This is a genomic window from Streptomyces sp. NPDC028635 (assembly GCF_040637635.1).
Lineage (GTDB): Bacteria > Actinomycetota > Actinomycetes > Streptomycetales > Streptomycetaceae > Streptomyces.
In genome coordinates, this window is record NZ_JBEZWX010000010.1 from 91,513 (window position 1) to 108,763 (window position 17,251).

Here is a 17,251-nt window from a genome sequence, read left to right on the forward strand (position 1 = left end):
GTCCGGCCCTCGTCAGGTCCGTCGGCTACCTGACGCTCGCCCGGCGTGGCGTGGCGCCGTCCAGATGGACGACCACGCTGCTGAAGAACCGCTGGACGGCGTCGTCGACGCTGCGGATGAAGCCGGACTCCGCGTTGCCCCGGCCGCTCCCCATCCCCTTGAACAGCGACAGCCGGAAACCCGTGATGCGCACACGGCTGTCCTTCGGCAGCATGTCGCCAGGCTCGGGGCGCAGCCGCTCCAACGTGCCCCGCGGTCCGCCGGCCTCCCCGTCGACCAGCGTTTCGACATGCAGGTCCGCCGGCGCCTCGGCCAGCCGCCGCACCAGCCGCTTGGCCCAGGACAGCGGGTAGCCCTGCTCGGGTGCGGGGATCTCCATGGCGGTGCGCAGCTTGCCGGTGCGCAGGTCCGCGCCGATCGCGAGGACCCCGGGCGTGCCCTCGATCCGCAGCTCGGCGTGCAGCCGGCCGTCCCGGCACAGCTGGTCGGCCAGCTCGCCACGCCGGGCCTGTGGGTCCGTGCCACGTCGGGTGCGCTGCACGGGGAGCACCTTCTGGCCGAGTTCACCGCCGAGCCGCAGGCAGACCTGGCGGATCAGCCGCTCCCAGCTCTCCACCACCTCCAGCGCCCGGGGGTCGCCCTGGCACAGCGTCTCGTCGTCGATGCCGTTGCGCACCGGGACCCACGCCGACCCCATGTTCTGGAACCCGTGGCAGCCGGAGTTCTCGTGCTGGAGGTAGTGCAGCAGTTCCTGGAGCAGCCAGGCGTGCGCGGCATTGCCCACGCCCTCGTGCCGCAGGAGCATCTGCGCCTGGTGCGCCACCTCGGCCCAGGACAGGTGCCACAGGGCGACCTTGTGCTTGCGGCGACCGTCGATCTTGACGTCGACGAGCGGGGTGCCCTCCAGGGCCACGTCGTTGGAGAGCGTGATCACCGCCTCGTAGCGGCGGCGCGCCGCGATGTCCATGTACGCCTGGACCTGTTCGGCCTTCAGGGGGTTGCCGTTGGTCTTCGTCTCGACCAGCGCGGTCCACAGCTTCCCCGCCCGCTCCACCCGGATGACCCCGTCCGGACGCCGCGGGGTGTCGCCGTGCGGCAGGGAGACCTCGGTGAAGGTCTCCATGCGCCCGGCCGGGGCGCCGAACGCCGCGGTGAGCCTGCGGCCGAACTCCGGCACCTGGGCCATCACCGACAGCAGGACCGAGGTGGCGCGCATCTCGCGGTCCCGGTCGCTCTTGAGGGCCGACACCGGGAAGAGCCGGGCCTGCCTCCAGGAGTCGTTCTCGGCGAGCGTCTTCACCGCCACCTTGGGCAGGGTGATCTTCTTCTTCGCCGTGCGCGGCCGGGCGGACGACTTCCTGGGTGCCGGATCGTCGGCGGGCGGCCGAGGCGCCGGCACCGCCTCCAGCGTCGCCTGCGGGGATGGCACCGCCACCGGGTCCCCTCCCTCGTCGTCACGCGTGTCCTCCAGCACCGCGACCGCCGCGTCGGTGTCCGTCTCCTCCGCGTCGTCCACGTCGACGCCGAAGTCGGTGGCCAGACCGGCGAGCCCGCTGTCGTAGCCCTGGCCGACGGCCCTGAACTTCCATTCCGTACCGCGCCGGTACAGCTCACCGAAGATGACGGCGCCGACCGAGTCCGCGTCGTCGATGGTGAAGCGCAGAAGGTTCTCACCGGAGGAGTCGGCCAACGTCACCCGGACATCGTCCAGTTCCCCGAACCGGGCCCCCCGGTACCGGCTCGCGGCGACGACGATCCGCTCGATGCCGGACGGTACGGCGGTCAGGTCGAAGCTGATGCGGTCCTCGCTCCCGTTCTCCGTGGGCGTCTTGCCGAGCAACTGCACACTTCCGTCGGCCGCCACCGGATTGTTGTAGAAGTAGAAGTCCGCGTCGCTGCGCACCTTGCCGTTCGCGTCCAGCAGCAGCACGGAGACGTCCGCGTCCCCCTCCCCGGTCGGACTGGCCCAGCCCAGCGCGACGATCACGGAGCCGACGTCCTCGCTCAGGGCCGCCAGCGACACGTTGGCACCCTTGATCATTTCTTGCACGAAACCCCCCAACCACCGCGCGTTCCCGGCGCGCGGACATCCCCTGCCCTACGGGCCCATCGGGCGACACTGTGTGACATGCCGCAGGCAGAAGACTGTAATACCCATGCACCCGGCTAGGGGCGCTCCTCGGCGAACGGGCCGGGCGACGGCCGGCCTCACTTGATGATCGCGTTCGCGACGACCACCACGCAGCCCAGCAGTGCGTCCACCGCTCCGACGGCCAGCGCGGTGGGCCAGCCCCGGTGGGACGAGCGGGCCGTGGTCAGGCCCAGGATGAACAGCAGGGCGATGTTGAGGGAGAACGCCGGGTATTCGACGCCGTCGGGGGGCCACCAGCCCCAGCCGGCTCCGGCGAGGATCAGGACCGTCGGCAGGACGGCCGTGACCAGGGGCCACTCGTCGGCGAGGGCGCGCAGGGCGTCCCAGCGGCGGTGCGGGCCGCGCTCGGCGATGTAGTGGGCGTAGCCGTGGGCCAGCGCCGAGGCGAGAGCGGTGACCAGCAGCCACAGCGCGTCGTAGCGGCGGCTGTGCGCGGAGGAGTGCCCGTACTGGGTGAGGGCCGCGACCATGGAACTGGCGAGGACGGCGCCGTAGACGCCGCCGAAGAGGATCATCTCGCGCGGGTCGTGGCCGCCCGGCGCGGAGGCCGTGGGCGGGGAGTCGGAGTCGGCCATGCCCTCACGATCACCCGGGCCGGGGGTGCCTGCCACTTGCGACGATGTGTCGGTCCAGCCGGGGTGAACACGCACACTGTGTCCAGCGCCGCCGTGGGAGCGGTCCGGTTAGGGTCGCCGCATGATCCACTCCTTCGCGCTGCACGTCCCGGACGCCGACCTCGTCCCGGAGCCGCTCGACGCCGCCCAGATCGTCTCCGGTTCACCCGAGGTGACCGGGAAGGTGGTGTGGGAGTCCGAGGACGGACGCCAGGTCCGCGGCATCTGGCAGATCACGCCGGGTGTCGTCACCGACACGGAGGCCGACGAGATGTTCGTCGTCCTCAGCGGGTCGGCCACCGTCGAGGTCGAGGACGGCCCGACCCTGCACGTCGGCCCGGGCGACATGGCGGTGCTGCGCGAGGGCGACCGCACGACGTGGACGGTGCACGAGACCCTGCGCAAGGTGTACGCGATCAATCTCTGAGGGCAGCCGCGAGCCGTTATGCTCCTCCCTCTTCAAGATCGAAGACTGAGCGAGGGGGGCCCGATGAGGATCACGAGCGGCTTGATGGCGAAAGCACTGGGCGGGCTGGCGGTGCTGGCGACCCTGGGCACCGCGGTGTCGCCCGCGAGCGCGGCGGAGCCGAAGAACCTCCAGGTCATGTCCTGGAACATGTGCGGCAGCCAGCGCGACACATGGAACTGCGCGGGGACCGGTACGCCGGAGCAGAAGACGGACGTGGTCAAGTACCACGTCGATCACGACTACGTTCAGGCCGTGCTGCTCCAGGAGGTGTGCGAGGACGACCTGACCCTGCTGATGGGCAAGCTGGGCGCGGGGTGGAGCAAGAGCTTCGCGCCCTACAAGTGGTCGCAGGACGGCGTGACCTGGAACAGCCGGTGCGGCAACGACGGCCCCGGCGACCGCGCGGACCGGATCGGCACGGCCATCGTGGTCAAGGCGGGGATGACCGACGCCACGACCTACCCCCTCACCCAGCCGTGGACCGGGCTGAACCAGCCCTTCCAGTGCGCCACCGCGACCTGGTGGAACGTCAGACTGTGCGCGGTGCACCTGTCGCGCCCCGGTGTGAACCCGGACCACCCGGACTGGGACTACCGCGATGACCAGCTCAAGGACATCAAGGCCGTCACGGCGGGCTTCCCGAAGGTGGTCTTCGGCGGTGACTTCAACAGCCTGCCGCCGGATCAGCCGGGCAACACGGACGCGTGGATCTGGCCCGCCGACTTGTACTCGCAGGGGCCCGGCACCGTCGGCTACATGGAGTGCGACCAGGACGGCGCCACCCGCACGGGACGCCCCACGCACGACGGCGGATGGAAGATCGACTACGTGTTCAGCAGCGAGCCGCGCCGCTGGTGCGCCGTCGCCGACTCCGTCTACTCCGACCATCATGTGGTGATCGAGAGCGTGAGCGTGGTCTGACCCCGGCAGGAGGCCCCGCGGTTCGTCCGGATCATCCCGGCGCCGCGGTGCCCGGCGCCGCCTCGGCGTACGGGCGTCCCGTCGTCCCGCGTACCTCCAGGGCCGGCGTGGTCAGGTGGACCCGGCCCGCTCCCCCCGGGTCCTCGAACCGTTGCAGCAGGCAACGCGCCGCGCGGCGGCCCAGCTCGTGGCCGGCGTTGTCGACCGTGGTGAGCCACAGGTGCCGGAGCCGGGAGATGCTCGTGTTGTCGTAGCCGGCCACGGAGACGTCGTGCGGCACCTTCAGGCCCAGCTCCGCTGCCGCCGTCAGCACGCCGACCGCCGTCATGTCGTTGACCGCGAAGACCGCCGTGGGCCGGTCGGGGCGGCTGAGCAGGCGCACCGCGGCCCGGTAGCCGCCCTCTTCCGTCAGGTCCCCGGGCTCGACCCGCTGCTCGAGCCCGCGCGCGGCGAGCGCGGACGCGTAGCCCTCCCGGCGCAGCTCACCCACCGCGCCGTGCCCGCCGACATGGGCGATGCGGCGGTGGCCGAGCCCGATCAGGTGCTCCACGACGAGCCGGGCGCCCCGCTCGTCGTCGCCCGCGACGACGTCCACGCCCGGCAGTGCCGGTTCCCGCGCCCCGGCGACCACCACCGGGAGCCGTTCGGCGACCCGTGCGAGCCCGGCCGGGTCGGGCAGCGTACCGACCACGACCAGGCCGTCGGCCCCGAGGTCCAGGAAGGGTTCGGCGAGATCGTGGCCCGCGCGGCGGCCCAGGCGGGCGTCGGCGAGCAGCGTGTGCAGGCCGGCCGCGTGCAGCGGGGGGCCGAGACCGTCGAGCAGTTCCACGAACCACGGGTTGCGCAGGTCGTGCAGGAGCACCCCGACGGTGCGGGAGCGTCGCTCGCTCAGGGTGCGGGCCGCCGCGTTGGGCCGGTAGCCGAGGTCACGCACCGCCCGCAGCACCGCGTCGCGCTTCTCGGCGCGCACCTGGGCGGAGCCGCGCAGCACGAGGGAGACCAGCGACTTGGACACCCCGGCGCGCTCGGCCACGTCACGGATCGTCGGCTGCCTCATGGTGTGGACCGTTCCACGAAGCGGTGTCGATGTCAAAGTGCTTGACAGCAGGGGTGACTCCGCCCAGGGTGGCGTGAGACAGCGTTGGAACGGTCCAAGTCGACGGAGGGCTGCTATGGCACGCACGCTCGGGGTGGCCGTCGTCGGGTTCGGCTGGATGGGGCGGGTGCACACCCAGGCGTACGCGCGCGTGCTGCACCACTTCCCCCTCCTCGGCCTGCGGCCGCGCCTGGTCACCGTGGCCGAAGAGGTGCCGGGGCGGGCGGAGGAGGCCGCCGCGCAGTTCGGCTTCGCCTCGACGACCCGTGACTGGCGTGAGGTCGCCGCCGATCCGCGGGTGGAGGCGGTCAGCGTGACCGCGCCGAACTTCCTGCACCGTGAGATCGGCGTCGCCATGGCCGAGGCGGGCAAGCATCTGTGGATCGAGAAGCCGGTCGGCCTGGGCGGCGACGACGCCCGCGCGGTCGCCGGTGCGGCCGCCGAGGCGGGGGTGCAGGGCACGGTCGGCTTCAACTACCGCAACGCCCCGGCCGTCGAGGCCGCACGTGAACTGATCGTCTCCGGGGAACTGGGCGCGGTCACGCATGTCCGCATCCGGTTGTTCAGCGACTACGCCGCCCATCCCGAGGGTGCGCTCACCTGGCGCTACGAGCGCGAGCGCGGCGGCAGCGGGGTGCTCGGCGACCTCGCCTCGCACGGCGCCGACCTCGCCCGTCACCTGCTCGGCGACATCGCCGCCCTGACCGCCGACACCGCGATCTTCCTGCCCGAGCGGGCCCGGCCCACCGGTGCCACCGCCGGCCACGCGCGCGCCGCGGGCGGCGCACTCGGCCCGGTGGAGAACGAGGACTACGTCAGCTGTCTGCTGCGCTTCGCCTCCGGCGCCCGTGGCGTGCTGGAGGCCTGCCGCGTCTCCGTCGGCGAGCAGAACGCCTACGGCTTCGAGGTGCACGGCACCAAGGGCGCCGTCTTCTGGGACTTCCGGCGGATGAACGAGCTGGGCGTCAGCCGCGGGACGGCCTACCAGGACCAGCCGGTGAGCACGGTGTACGTGGGCCCGGGCGCCGGCGAGTACGGCGCGTTCCAGCCCGGCGCGGCCAACGCCATGGGGTACGACGACCTGAAGGTCATCGAGTGCCACCGCTTCCTGCGCTCGATCGCCGAGGGCACCCCGCACGGGGCGACCCTCGCGGACGCCGTGCACAGCGCGACCGTGCTGGACGCGATGGCACGCTCCGCCGAGACCGGGGCGTGGGTCACGCTCCAGCGGTGACCGCCTCACTCCGGCCGGGAACGCGACACGCGGCGGTGGACGCGCCCCATTCCGGCCCGGGGCGTCACACGCGGCGGTGGACGCCGCACTCCGGCCTGGAACGCCACCCGCAGCGGTGGACGCCGCACTCCGGCAGTGCACGCCGCGCTCCGGCGGGCCGTCACGCTTCCCGGGTGAGTGCCCGCAGCCGTCGTACGCCGTCGGCGAGGGCGTCGGCGACATCGCGCGGCGGCCTGTCCGCACCGCCCGGGACGGTGGTGCGCGCGAGCAGCGGCAGCTCCACCTGCACGCCGGGCCCGCCGGCCATGTTCACCGGGTTGCGGGGGTGGACGCCCCGCAGGGCCGCCGGGATCAGTGCCAGGTCGGTGACCGGCTCGAACCGGGGCCGCAGCGCCTGGAGTCCGCCCGCCATGAGGTGCGCCGCGCTCCGGTCGGCGCCGCCGAGGAAGATCGCGCGGGGCGCGGCGGGCCGCAGATGCCCGTGCAGGGACACGACGACATCGGCGCGGGCGAGGAAGTCGCGCAGCAGGCCGCACGGGGCGGCCGCCATCCGTGCCGAGGTGATGTGCACCGGCTCCCCGGCGTTCTGCCGGAACACCAGCCGCGCGGCCCCGCACCGCTCCGCCAGTTCGTCCGCGAGTTCACCGGTGCCGCCCTCGACGCTGGCGTGCAGTGCGAGCAGGCCGATGCCGTCGCCCGGGGTGAGCGTGACCGTGAAGTCGACGCCCTCGATCGTGACCCGCTCGCTCCGCGTGCGCCCCGTGCCGGTCATCGGGCGGCCTGCGGCGGCATGTTGAACGGGGTGACGACCTGGATCGCCGACGGCAGGGTGGGCCCGGCCGGCGGGAGCGCGCCGTGCGCCCGCATCACCAGGCGGCACGCCTCGCGCAGGTCCTGGCGCAGGTCGTGGTGGAGGACGGCGGACAGCCGGTGTTCGCGCAGCAGGCGCGTGTTGTCGTGGTCGAGGTCGTGGGCGACGAACACGGCGCACGCGCGGCCGAGGTCGGCGAAGGCCTGGAGCGTGGCGATGTTGCCGCCGCCGATCGAGTACACGGCGCGGATGTCCGGGTCGCGTTCCAGGGCGGCCCGCACGAGGTCGTACTGGGTGGCGTCGAGCCCCTGGCCCTCGGCGATCTCGACGAGGGCGCGACCCGGGTGCCGGGCGCGCATGGCACTGCGGAAACCCATCTCGCGCTCCTCCTCGTTGCGGAAGAAGCCGCTGCTGAGGCTGGTGAGCACGTTGCCGGGCCGCTCGCCGAGCCACTGGCCCGTCAGATAGGCGGCGGTGGCGCCCGCGGCGCGGTTGTCGATGCCGACGTAGCCGAGCCGGGTGCTGGCCGGCAGGTCCGTGGCGAGGGTGATCACGGGGATGCCCGCGGCGGTGAGGCGGCCGACGGCGGCGGTGATCTCGGGAACGTCCGGGGCCTTCAGCAGCACCCCCTGGGAGCCCCTGCGCGCGATCCGGTCCAGGACGCGGACCTGCTCCTCGACCGGCCCGGTCTCGCGGAAGTGGAAGCGGGAGCGCAGCACGGCCGGGTGCAGGGACGGCAGCTCCGCCTCGAGGGCGGCGCGCACGGCGGTGGAGAACCGCTCCGGAGCCTGCATCACGATGTCGATCATGAAGGTGCGGCCGATCAGCCGTACCTGGGTGCGCTGCCGGTCCAGGTCGGCGATGGCCCGGTGCACCTCCTGCGCGGTGGACGCGCGCACCCCGCCCCGGCCGTTGAGCACCCGGTCGACCGTGGCCTCGCTCAGCCCGGCCTGACGTGCGATCTCCTTGATCGGGAAAGGGTGGCCCACGGTCGGCTCCTTGAGGGGTTTTTGATGGCTGCCTGCCGGTTGTTCGCCGTGTTTGTCCTGACAAGAATGACAGAGCCGCGTCGCTCCGTGACCCGCACGGCGCCATGGACCACCCTGACCCGCACCTGGCCCCATGGCCGACGCATCGCGCCATGAACCGAAGGGACCGCGATGTCCGCCACCGCCCCGCAGCGCACCTGGCTGTCCGAACCGGACTGCGACCTGGCCGCCTTCCGTACCCTGACCGAGCGGACCACCGACCCGGCCGCGTACCCGCATGCCGCCGCCGTCGAGCACAACGTGCCGCTCTACGACGCCGGGCGGCTCGGCTCCGGCCGCGAGATCCAATCCGAGATCGTCCGCGTCCTCGCCGACGGCCCCGGGATCGCGGTCTTCCGGGGCGCCTTCCCGGATCCGGCCGTCGTCGACCGGCTCACCGTCGTCTTCGAGGCGCTGATCGCCGAGCAGCGCGCCGCGGGCCGGACGGCCGGGGACCACTTCGCGCGCCCGGGCAGCAACGACCGGGTGTGGAACGCTCTGGAGAAGGCCGCGCTGCACGACCCGGAGGCGTTCGCCGACTACTACGCGAACGACGTCGTGGCGCTGGTCTGCGAGGCCTGGCTCGGCCCCGGCTACCAGGTGACCTCCCAGGTCAACGTCGTCAACCCGGGCGGTGCGGCGCAGCAGCCGCACCGCGACTACCACCTGGGCTTCCTCAGCAACGCCACCGCCGCCGCCTATCCGGCGCATGTGCACCGCCTCTCCCCCGTGCTCACCCTGCAGGGCGCCGTCGCCCACTGCGACATGCCGGTGGAGTCGGGGCCGACGCTGTACCTGCCCTGGTCCCAGCTGTACGAGCCCGGATATCTGGCCTGGCGGCTGCCCGAGTTCCGGGACCACTTCGCGGCGCACCACGTGCAGTTGCCGCTCGCCAAGGGGGACGCGGTCTTCTTCAACCCGGCCCTCTTCCACGCGGCCGGCACCAACCGCTCGGCGGACATCCGGCGCACGGCCAACCTGCTCCAGGTGTCGTCCGCGTTCGGCCGGGCCATGGAGAGCGTGGACCGCGAGGCGGTCGTCAACGCGGTCTACCCGGTGCTGCTCAAGCGCAGGGCCGAGGGCGTGGACGAGGCGTGGCTGGAGCGTGTGGTCGCAGCGAGCGCCGAGGGCTATCCCTTCCCGACGGACCTGGACCGCGATCCTCCGGTGGAGGGGCTCGCGCCGCCGTCGCAGGCCGATCTGGTGCGGCGGGCACTCGCCGGGGAGTGGGGCGCCGAGACGCTGCGCGCGCAGCTGCGCGCGGCCGCCGAGCGGCGTTCGGGCTGACCCGTCGGACGAGGGGAGCAGGGAGCGAGATGGGACTGCTGGACGACAAGGTCGTACTGGTCAACGGCGGCAGCCAGGGCGTCGGTGCGGCCGTCGCCCGGGCGTCGGCCCGTGAGGGCGCGGTCGTGGCCGTCACCGGACGCCGCCCGGAACCTGGCGAGGCGCTGGTCGCGCAGCTCACCGCGGGCGGCGCCACGGCACTGTACGTGCGGGCGGATCTGGCCGACGCGGAGCAGGCCGGAGCGGCCGTGGCCGCGGTGGTGGACGCCTGGGGCCGCGTCGACTGCCTGGTGAACTCCGCCGGCCTGACCGCGCGCGGCACGCTGCTCGACACCACACCGGAGCTGTTCGACCGGCACATCGCCGTCAATCTGCGGGGGCCGTTCTTCGCGATGCAGGCGGCGGTCGCGGACATGCTGTCGCGCGGGGCGCCCGGCACGATCGTCAACGTCATCACGTCGTCGGCGCACGGCGGGCAGCCCTTCCTCGCGCCGTACGTGGCGGCGAAGGCCGGGCTCGCGGGACTGACCCGCAACGCCGCGCACGCCCACCGCCACGACCGGATCCGGATCAACGGCCTGAACATCGGCTGGACCGCGACCGAGGGCGAGGACGCCACCCAGCGCGCCTTCCACGGGGCGGGCGACGACTGGCAGGAGCAGGCGGCGGCGCGGCTGCCCATGGGGCGGCTCGGCCGGCCCGACGAGATCGCCGACTTCGTGGTCTTCCTGCTGTCCGACCGGTCCGGGGTGGTCACGGGTTCGGTGATCGACTGGGACCAGAACGTCCTCGGCGGACTGGACTGACGGCCGCACCCGCCCTCCTCCCGCCCTTCCCCTCACCGGCCGGCGCATCCGCCCTGCCGCTCCCCCACCGGCACACCCGTCCTTCCCCTCAAGGAGCACCATGCGTATCGGAATCCTCGGCCTCGGCCGCATCGGGGCCTTCCACGCCGAGACCCTGTCCGGGCTCGACGCGGTCGAGTCGCTCGTCGTCACCGACCCCGTGGCGGACGCCGCCAAGGCCGCCGCCGCGCGGTTCGGCGCCGAGGTAGCCGACTCGCCCGAGGCCCTGCTGGCCTCCGGCGTGGACGGCATCGTCGTGGCCGCGGCCACGGACGCCCACCCGGCCCTGATCCGGGCCGGTGTGGCGGCCGGCGTGCCCGTCTTCTGCGAGAAGCCGGTCGCCCGCACGATCGCCGAGGGTGTGGAGGTGCAACGCGCCGTCGAGGGCAGCGGCGTGCCGATCCAGATCGGCTTCAACCGGCGCTTCGACGCCGGGTTCACCGCCGCCCGCGCCGCCGTGCGCGCCGGTGAGCTGGGCACGCTGCACACCGTCCGGTCCACGACGCTGGACCCGGCGCCGCCGCCTGCCGCGTACGTCGCCGCGTCCGGGGGCATCTTCCGGGACTGCTCGGTGCACGACTTCGACATCATCCGCTGGGTGACCGGCCGCGAGGTGAGCGAAGTGTACGCCGTCGGCGGCAACCGGGGCGCCGACTACATCCGGCAGGCCGGAGACGCCGACACCACCGGAGCGCTGCTCACCCTCGACGACGGCACCATCGCGGTGGTGTCCAACTCCCGCCACAACGGGCGCGGTCACGACGTCCGCATGGAACTGCACGGATTCCAGGACTCCCTCGCGGTCGGCCTCGACGACAAGCTGCCGCTGCGCTCGGCCGAGCCGGGAGTCACCTTCCCCTCGGGCGTCCCGCACGACTTCTTCATGGACCGTTTCGCCGCGGCCTACCGCGCCGAACTCGCCGCGTTCACCGAGCTGATCGCCGGCACCCGGCCCTCCCCCTGCACGATCGAGGACGCCCTGGAGGCCGGCTGGATCGCGGAGGCCTGCACGCTGTCCCTGCGCGAGCACCGGCCGGTGACCCTGGCGGAGGTACGCGACGCGTGACCCTTGGCCGCCGGCCGGGGAGGCCGGCCCGCACCCCCGGCCAGGGCCCGGCAGGGTGTGCGGGCCGCCCCGGCCGGCGTTCGGTCGGTGCTCAGGCGCGAGCCCGCGGTGAACTCAGCGTGCCGCCGGTTCCGCCGGCAGGTTGAACACGTGGTCGGGCGAGATGATCTGCGTCACGGCCTGGCCGAAGAGGGTGCTGGGCTCCTCGTTCTTGTAGTTGATGTCGGTGTTCAGCATCACGACGACCGTGGCCTGCGCCTCCGGCAGGTAGATGGTGAGGGACTCGTAGCCGGGCAGGGAGCCGTTGTGCCCGATCCAGCCCTGCACATTGAAGATGCCGAGTCCGTAGCCGGCGCCCGGGATCGGGGTCGCGGGCGTCATCAGGCGCTGCTTCTGCGTCGCGGGGCTGATCATGTCACCGCCGTTCGGCAGCTTGCCGGTGGCCACCGTGCGGGCCCACACCCGCAGGTCGTCCAGCTGGGAGATCATCGCGCCGGCCGCCCAGCCCCAGGAGGGGTTCCAGTCGGCGGAGTCCTCGACCTTCCCGGTCGCCGTCTGATTCGTGTAGCCCTGCGAGTGCGGCGTCGGGAACTCGTTGCCGGTCGGGAAGAGCGTGTGCTTCAGGCCGACCGGGTCGAGGATCCTGTGCTGGATGTAGTCGTTCAGCTTCTGCCCGCTCTCCTTCTCGACGACCAGGCCGAGCAGGATCAGGTTGGTGTTGCAGTAGTAGAACTGCTGGCCCGGCGGGAAGAGCACAGGGTGCTTGAAGGCGTAGGCCAGCAGCTGTTGCGGGGTGAAGGGGCGCTTGGGGTCGGAGGTGAGCGCCTTGTAGAAGTCCTCGTCCGCCGAGTAGTTGAACAGTCCACTGCGCATGCCGGCCAGCTGCCGGATGGTGATCTTGTTGCCGTTGGGCACGCCGCTGACGTACTTGTCGATGGTGTCGTCGAGGCCGATCTTGCCCTGGTCCACCAGTTGCAGCACGGCGGTCACGGTGAAGGTCTTCGTCTCGCTGCCGATGCGCATGTAGAGGTCGGGCGACATCTTGCGGCCGGTGCTCTTGTCGGCGACACCGAAGGACTTGACGTACCGCCCCTGGTCGGGCGTCCACACGCCGACGGTCACACCGGGGATGTTCGCCTGGTGCATCACCCGCTGCACCGCGGCGTCGAGAGCGCGCTGCACGGCGGGCGTGAGCGCGCGGACCTCGTTGCCGCTCGGGGACGGCGACGTGGGCGACGTCCCGGACGGCGACGGCGCGGTGGAGGACGGGGAGGCGGAGGACGGGGAGGCGGTGTCCGTGGCGGACGGCGAGGTGGAGGACGGGGAGGCGGAGTCCGTGGCGGTGGGAGAGAGGGGGGAGGGCGGTGTGGGGGCCGCGCTCGTACGGGCGACGGCGGTGCCGCCCACGGCCGGCACCACGAGGATGCCCAGTGCGGCGGCGGTGACGGCTGACCTGCGCAGGCGGGTGGACGCGTACGACATGGGCTTGCTCCCGGGAGGCGGCAGGAGGGGGCGCCCCGCGAACGTCGTGGAAGGCGGCGGGACAGCGGCCGCCGCCCACAGGCCGACGGCCCTGACGCACCAGTGGTCCCATGGGTCACACTGGGCTAGGACCAGCATAGGAGCGCCCGCCTGCCGCGTCCTGTCGGGAACGGGCCTGTCGGCGGTCCGGCGCCAGGGGCACGCACACGCCCGGCCGGCCGCTCCGGACGGCTAAGGCCCCCAGGACCGCAGGAAACGACGGACTCAGGCCCCGCAGGAGCGCAGGAAACGGCGGGTGCGGACCGCGATCGGCAGGGGCCTGTCCGGCTCGCAGGGGTACATGTCCTGCTCGACGATGGCGAACAGGTCCACGCCCAGCTGCTGCGCCGCCTCCAGCACCGGCTCCAACTCCGGTACACCGGAAGGCGGTTCGCACATCACTCCGCGCTGCACCGCCGGACCGAACGGCACCCCCTGCGCCACGACGTCGGCGAGGATCACGGGGTCGACCTGCTTGAGGTGCAGATAGCCGATGCGCTCGCCGTAGGTCTCGATGAGCTTGACGCTGTCGCCGCCGCAGTAGGCGTAGTGCCCGGTGTCCAGGCAGAGGTTGACGAGGTCGGAGTCGGTGGAGTCGAGGAAGCGCTCGACGTGGGCCTCGGTGTCGATGTGGGTGTCGGCGTGCGGGTGGACGACGATGTCCAGGCCGTACGTCTCCTTCACCTCGTGGCCGAGCCGCTCCATGCCCTTGGTGAGGTGCGCCCACTGCTCGGCGGTCAGCTCCGGCGGCTCAAGGATCTCGGCGGTCTTGTCGTCGCGCCAGAAGGACGGGATGACGACGAGGTGCCGTGCGCCCATGGCCTGGGTGAGGGCCGCGACCTTTGCCACGTGCTCCCAGGTGTCGTCCCACACGGACAGGCCGCGGTGCAGGCCGGTGAAGACGGTGCCCGCGGACACCTTCAGGCCGCGGGCGTGCACCTCGTCGGTGAGCCGGACCGGGTCGGTGGGAAGGTAGCCGTAGGGGCCGAGCTCGATCCACTCGTAGCCGGCCTCGGCGACCTCGTCGAGGAAGCGCTGCCAGGGCACCTGGGCGGGATCGTCCGGAAACCACACACCCCAGGAGTCGGGGGCGGAGCCGACCCGGATACGGCTCAGAGCAGCGGGCATGTCAGGGAGTTCCTTCCGGCGTAGGGGCCGCCACGGGTGCGGAGAGGTCCTGTGCCTCGGGGAGTCCCTCCACGTCGACACCCCGGACCTGGGAGAGTTCGTGCTTGAGGGCGGCGAGTTCGGTGCCGCCGGCCATGTGGTTGGTCAGCTCCTCGAGGCTGACCTCGCTGCGGGCGGCGGACAGCTCCAGGGTGCCCAGGCGCAGCACGTTGAAGTGGTCGCCGACCATGTAGGCGTGGTGGGGGTTGTGGGTGATGAAGATGACGCCGAGGCCGCGGTCGCGGGCGGCGGCGATGTACTTCAGAACCACGCCGGACTGTTTGACGCCGAGCGCGGCGGTCGGCTCGTCCAGGATCAGCACCCGCGCGCCGAAGTAGACGGCGCGGGCGATGGCCACGCACTGGCGCTGACCGCCCGAGAGGGTGCCGATGGGCTGTTCCAGGTCGTCCAGGACGATGCCCATGTTGCGCAGCTCCTGGTCGGCCGTCTTCTTCATGCGGCCGATGTCGAGACGGCGGACGGGCCAGGGGCCCTTGGTCATCTCCGAGCCGAGGAAGAAGTTGCGCCACACCGGCATCAGCGGGACGGTCGCGAGGTCCTGGTAGACGGTGGCGATACCGCGGTCGAGGGCCTCGCGCGGGGTGCTGAAGCGCACCGGATGCCCGTCGACGAGGAACTCGCCCTCGGTGTGCTGGTGCAGCCCCGAGATGATCTTGATCAGGGTGGATTTGCCGGCGCCGTTGTCACCGAGGACGCAGGTCACCTGTCCGGGGAGGACGCGCAGGTCCACGCCGTGCAGGGCGCGGATGTTGCCGTAGGACTTGCCGGCCGCGCGCAGTTCGACGAGGGGCGCGTCCTTCTCGGGCACGGTGTCCGCGAGGATCGCGCCGTGGGTTCCGTCGGTGGTCATGTCACCTCACCTTCTCGTCGCGGTGCGCTGCACGTACAGATTGATCAGGACCGCTCCGAGGAGCATCACCCCGAGGAACGCCTTGAACCAGTCCGGGTTCCAGCCCGCGTACACGATGCCCTGGTTGACCATGCCGAACATGAACGCGCCGAAGACCGGGCCGATCGCGGAGCCGTAGCCGCCGGTGAGCAGGCAGCCGCCGATGACGGCCGCGGCGATGTAGATCAGCTCCTGGCCGACGCCCTCGCCGGACTGCACGGTGTTGAAGGAGAACAGGTTGTGCATGCCGACGAACCAGGCGCCGAAGCCGACGGTCATGAACAGCGTGATCTTCGTGAAGTTCACGGGCACACCGACGGCCCGGGCGCTCTCCTTGTTGCCGCCGACCGCGAAGATCCAGTTGCCGTACCGGGTGCGCAGCAGCACCCAGGTGGCCAGCGCGGCGAAGACCAGCCACCACACCACCGTGATCTTCACCTGGACGCCGCCGACGTCGAAGGAGGAGGCGAAGACCTTTCTGGCCTGGTTGAAGCCGTCCATGTCGCTGATGTCGTCGGTGGCGACGTTGCCGGTGACGAGCTTGGTCACCGCGAGGTTGACGCCCTGGAGGATCAGGAAGGTGCCGAGGGTGACCAGGAAGCTGGGCAGTCCCGTTCTCACCACCATCCAGCCGTTGAAGGCGCCGATGCCGAGGGAGACGATCAGGGCGACGGCCACACCGGTCCACACGTTCATGCTCAGCTGGAAGCTCAGCATGCTCGCGGTGAGGGCGGAGGTGATCACCGCGACGCCGGACGACAGGTCGAACTCGCCGCCGATCATCAGCAGCGCGACCGGCAGCGCCATGATGCCGATGGTCGACGACTGGTAGAGCACCGTGGCCATCGAGCTGCCCTGGCGCACGCTCGGTGCCGCGATCAGGAAGAAGACCAGGACGGCCACCGCGCCGAGGAAGACGCCGACCTCGGGCCGCGCGAGCAGCCGGAAGACGAGGGAGCGCTGCCGGGTGCGGCCGTCGGACTGCCCGGGGCCGGGGGCCGGCGGTGTCCCCACCGCCGGCGCAGCCTGCTGGGTCATACCGATCACCGGGTGCCCTTCGCGGCGAAGTTCGCGACCTGGTCGACGTTGGCCTTGTCGACGAAGGCCGGGCCGGTGAGCACCGGCTGCTCGCCGCCGCCGCTGTAGTTGCCGTTGTTCTTGTAGAGCCACAGGGAGTCGATCGCCAGGTAGCCCTGGAGGTAGGGCTGCTGGTCGACGGCGAACTGGATGGTGCCGTTCTTGATGGCCTTGGTGAGGTCCTTGTTGAGGTCGAAGGTGGCGACCTTGGCCTTGCTGCCGGCGTCGCCCACCGACTGCACCGCGGTCAGCGCGAACGGGGCGCCGAGCGTGACGACGTAGTCGATGCCGCTGTCCTGCTTGAGCTTGGCGGTGATCGTCGACTTCACGGACGGCATGTCGGTGCCGTTGACGTAGAGGTTCTCCACGGAGCCGGAGAAGGTCTTCTTGACGCCGTCGCAGCGCTGGGTCAGGCCGATGTTGCCCTGCTCCTGGACGACGCACACGGCCTTCTTGGCGCCGACCTCGTTCAGCTTCTTGCCGAAGGCCTCACCGGCGACGGTCTCGTCCTGCCCGAAGAACTCCAGCAGGCCGAGCTTCTTCCAGTCGCTGACCCCGGAGTTGAGGCCGACCACGGGTATGCCGGCGCCCTTGGCCTTGGCGACGACGCCCTTCATGGCGTCCGGCTTGGCCAAGGTGATGGCGACGCCGTCGACCTTCTGGTCGATGGCGTTCTGCACCAGGTTGGCCTGGCCGCCGGCGTTCGGGTCGGCGGAGTAGACGAGTTTGATGTTGTCCTTGGCCGCCGCGGCCTCGGCGCCCTTGCGGACGATGTCCCAGAAGGTGTCACCGGGCGACTGGTGGGTGACCAGCGCGACCGTCATGCGGGGGGTGCTGGCCTTGCCGGCGGACGCCGCGCCCCCTGATTCCTCGGCCTTCTTGCCGCCGGAACTGCTGGAGCAGCCCGCGAGGGTCAGGGCCGCCGCCGCGGCCAGGGCCACGACCGGGGCGAGTCTGCGGGAGTGAGAAGAGCGGTCCATCTTTCCTGCACCTCACTGTGCGACGTGTGCGACGGGGGAAAGGGAGGGGATCGAGAGCCGTGTCGTACGGCTG

16 protein-coding genes are annotated in these 17,251 nt (G+C 71.9%); 6 read left to right on the forward strand and 10 right to left on the reverse strand.

The window, feature by feature from the left end:
• Window positions 1-25: 25 nt before the first annotated feature.
• Both AB0E88_RS13670 and AB0E88_RS13675 read right to left on the reverse strand, forming a co-directional pair.
• Window positions 26-2,041 carry a TerD family protein gene (locus AB0E88_RS13670; RefSeq protein ID WP_361628902.1) on the reverse strand — a complete coding sequence of 672 codons (2,016 nt, stop codon included), beginning with the start codon at window positions 2,039-2,041 and terminating at the stop codon, window positions 26-28.
• Between the two features lie 167 nt (window positions 2,042-2,208).
• Window positions 2,209-2,727 carry a hypothetical protein gene (locus AB0E88_RS13675; RefSeq protein ID WP_361628905.1) on the reverse strand — a complete coding sequence of 173 codons (519 nt, stop codon included), beginning with the start codon at window positions 2,725-2,727 and terminating at the stop codon, window positions 2,209-2,211.
• Between the two features lie 121 nt (window positions 2,728-2,848).
• Here AB0E88_RS13675 and AB0E88_RS13680 point away from each other — a divergent pair, with 121 nt between their 5' ends.
• On the forward strand, window positions 2,849-3,193 hold the full coding sequence (locus AB0E88_RS13680; RefSeq protein ID WP_361628908.1) for a cupin domain-containing protein: 345 nt from the start codon (window positions 2,849-2,851) through the stop codon (window positions 3,191-3,193).
• A 63-nt stretch (window positions 3,194-3,256) separates the two neighbouring features.
• On the forward strand, window positions 3,257-4,156 hold the full coding sequence (locus AB0E88_RS13685) for an endonuclease/exonuclease/phosphatase family protein (RefSeq protein WP_361628911.1): 900 nt from the start codon (window positions 3,257-3,259) through the stop codon (window positions 4,154-4,156).
• A gap of 31 nt (window positions 4,157-4,187) precedes the next feature.
• Here AB0E88_RS13685 and AB0E88_RS13690 read toward each other — a convergent pair whose 3' ends face one another.
• Window positions 4,188-5,213 (reverse strand): LacI family DNA-binding transcriptional regulator, encoded by a 1,026-nt coding sequence (locus tag AB0E88_RS13690; protein WP_361628914.1) that lies wholly within the window; start codon window positions 5,211-5,213, stop codon window positions 4,188-4,190.
• A 115-nt stretch (window positions 5,214-5,328) separates the two neighbouring features.
• Between AB0E88_RS13690 and AB0E88_RS13695 the strand changes: the two genes are divergently transcribed.
• Window positions 5,329-6,486 carry a Gfo/Idh/MocA family oxidoreductase gene (locus AB0E88_RS13695; RefSeq protein WP_361628917.1) on the forward strand — a complete coding sequence of 386 codons (1,158 nt, stop codon included), beginning with the start codon at window positions 5,329-5,331 and terminating at the stop codon, window positions 6,484-6,486.
• A gap of 160 nt (window positions 6,487-6,646) precedes the next feature.
• On the opposite strand, the gene AB0E88_RS13700 is transcribed toward AB0E88_RS13695, so the two are convergent.
• On the reverse strand, window positions 6,647-7,258 hold the full coding sequence (locus AB0E88_RS13700) for a poly-gamma-glutamate hydrolase family protein (RefSeq protein WP_361628920.1): 612 nt from the start codon (window positions 7,256-7,258) through the stop codon (window positions 6,647-6,649).
• Window positions 7,255-8,286 (reverse strand): LacI family DNA-binding transcriptional regulator, encoded by a 1,032-nt coding sequence (locus AB0E88_RS13705; protein ID WP_361628923.1) that lies wholly within the window; start codon window positions 8,284-8,286, stop codon window positions 7,255-7,257. Before AB0E88_RS13705 ends, AB0E88_RS13700 begins: the two co-directional genes overlap by 4 nt.
• 171 nt (window positions 8,287-8,457) lie before the next feature.
• Between AB0E88_RS13705 and AB0E88_RS13710 the strand changes: the two genes are divergently transcribed.
• The 3 genes from AB0E88_RS13710 (at window position 8,458) to AB0E88_RS13720 (ending at window position 11,523) form a co-directional block, all read left to right on the forward strand.
• Window positions 8,458-9,612: a phytanoyl-CoA dioxygenase family protein gene (locus tag AB0E88_RS13710; RefSeq protein WP_361628926.1), complete on the forward strand. Its 1,155-nt coding sequence runs from the start codon at window positions 8,458-8,460 to the stop codon at window positions 9,610-9,612.
• Between the two features lie 29 nt (window positions 9,613-9,641).
• The gene (locus tag AB0E88_RS13715) at window positions 9,642-10,418 is read left to right on the forward strand and encodes an SDR family oxidoreductase (protein ID WP_361628929.1); all 777 of its coding nucleotides are present in this window, start codon (window positions 9,642-9,644) and stop codon (window positions 10,416-10,418) included.
• A 100-nt stretch (window positions 10,419-10,518) separates the two neighbouring features.
• Complete coding sequence (locus AB0E88_RS13720; protein ID WP_361628932.1) at window positions 10,519-11,523, forward strand: Gfo/Idh/MocA family oxidoreductase; 1,005 nt, start codon at window positions 10,519-10,521, stop codon at window positions 11,521-11,523.
• A 114-nt stretch (window positions 11,524-11,637) separates the two neighbouring features.
• Here AB0E88_RS13720 and AB0E88_RS13725 read toward each other — a convergent pair whose 3' ends face one another.
• The 5 genes from AB0E88_RS13725 to AB0E88_RS13745 all read right to left on the reverse strand — a co-directional run bounded on the left by AB0E88_RS13725 (window position 11,638) and on the right by AB0E88_RS13745 (window position 17,178).
• A complete protein-coding gene (locus AB0E88_RS13725) occupies window positions 11,638-13,005 on the reverse strand; it encodes a serine hydrolase domain-containing protein (protein WP_361628935.1) in 1,368 nt (455 codons plus the stop codon).
• 264 nt (window positions 13,006-13,269) lie between these two features.
• Window positions 13,270-14,172 carry a sugar phosphate isomerase/epimerase gene (locus AB0E88_RS13730; protein WP_361628938.1) on the reverse strand — a complete coding sequence of 301 codons (903 nt, stop codon included), beginning with the start codon at window positions 14,170-14,172 and terminating at the stop codon, window positions 13,270-13,272.
• 1 nt (window position 14,173) lies between these two features.
• On the reverse strand, window positions 14,174-15,082 hold the full coding sequence (locus AB0E88_RS13735; RefSeq protein WP_361628941.1) for an ATP-binding cassette domain-containing protein: 909 nt from the start codon (window positions 15,080-15,082) through the stop codon (window positions 14,174-14,176).
• A gap of 6 nt (window positions 15,083-15,088) precedes the next feature.
• Window positions 15,089-16,165: an ABC transporter permease gene (locus AB0E88_RS13740; RefSeq protein WP_361629314.1), complete on the reverse strand. Its 1,077-nt coding sequence runs from the start codon at window positions 16,163-16,165 to the stop codon at window positions 15,089-15,091.
• Window positions 16,165-17,178 carry a sugar ABC transporter substrate-binding protein gene (locus AB0E88_RS13745; RefSeq protein WP_361628944.1) on the reverse strand — a complete coding sequence of 338 codons (1,014 nt, stop codon included), beginning with the start codon at window positions 17,176-17,178 and terminating at the stop codon, window positions 16,165-16,167. Before AB0E88_RS13745 ends, AB0E88_RS13740 begins: the two co-directional genes overlap by 1 nt.
• Window positions 17,179-17,251: the final 73 nt, after the last annotated feature.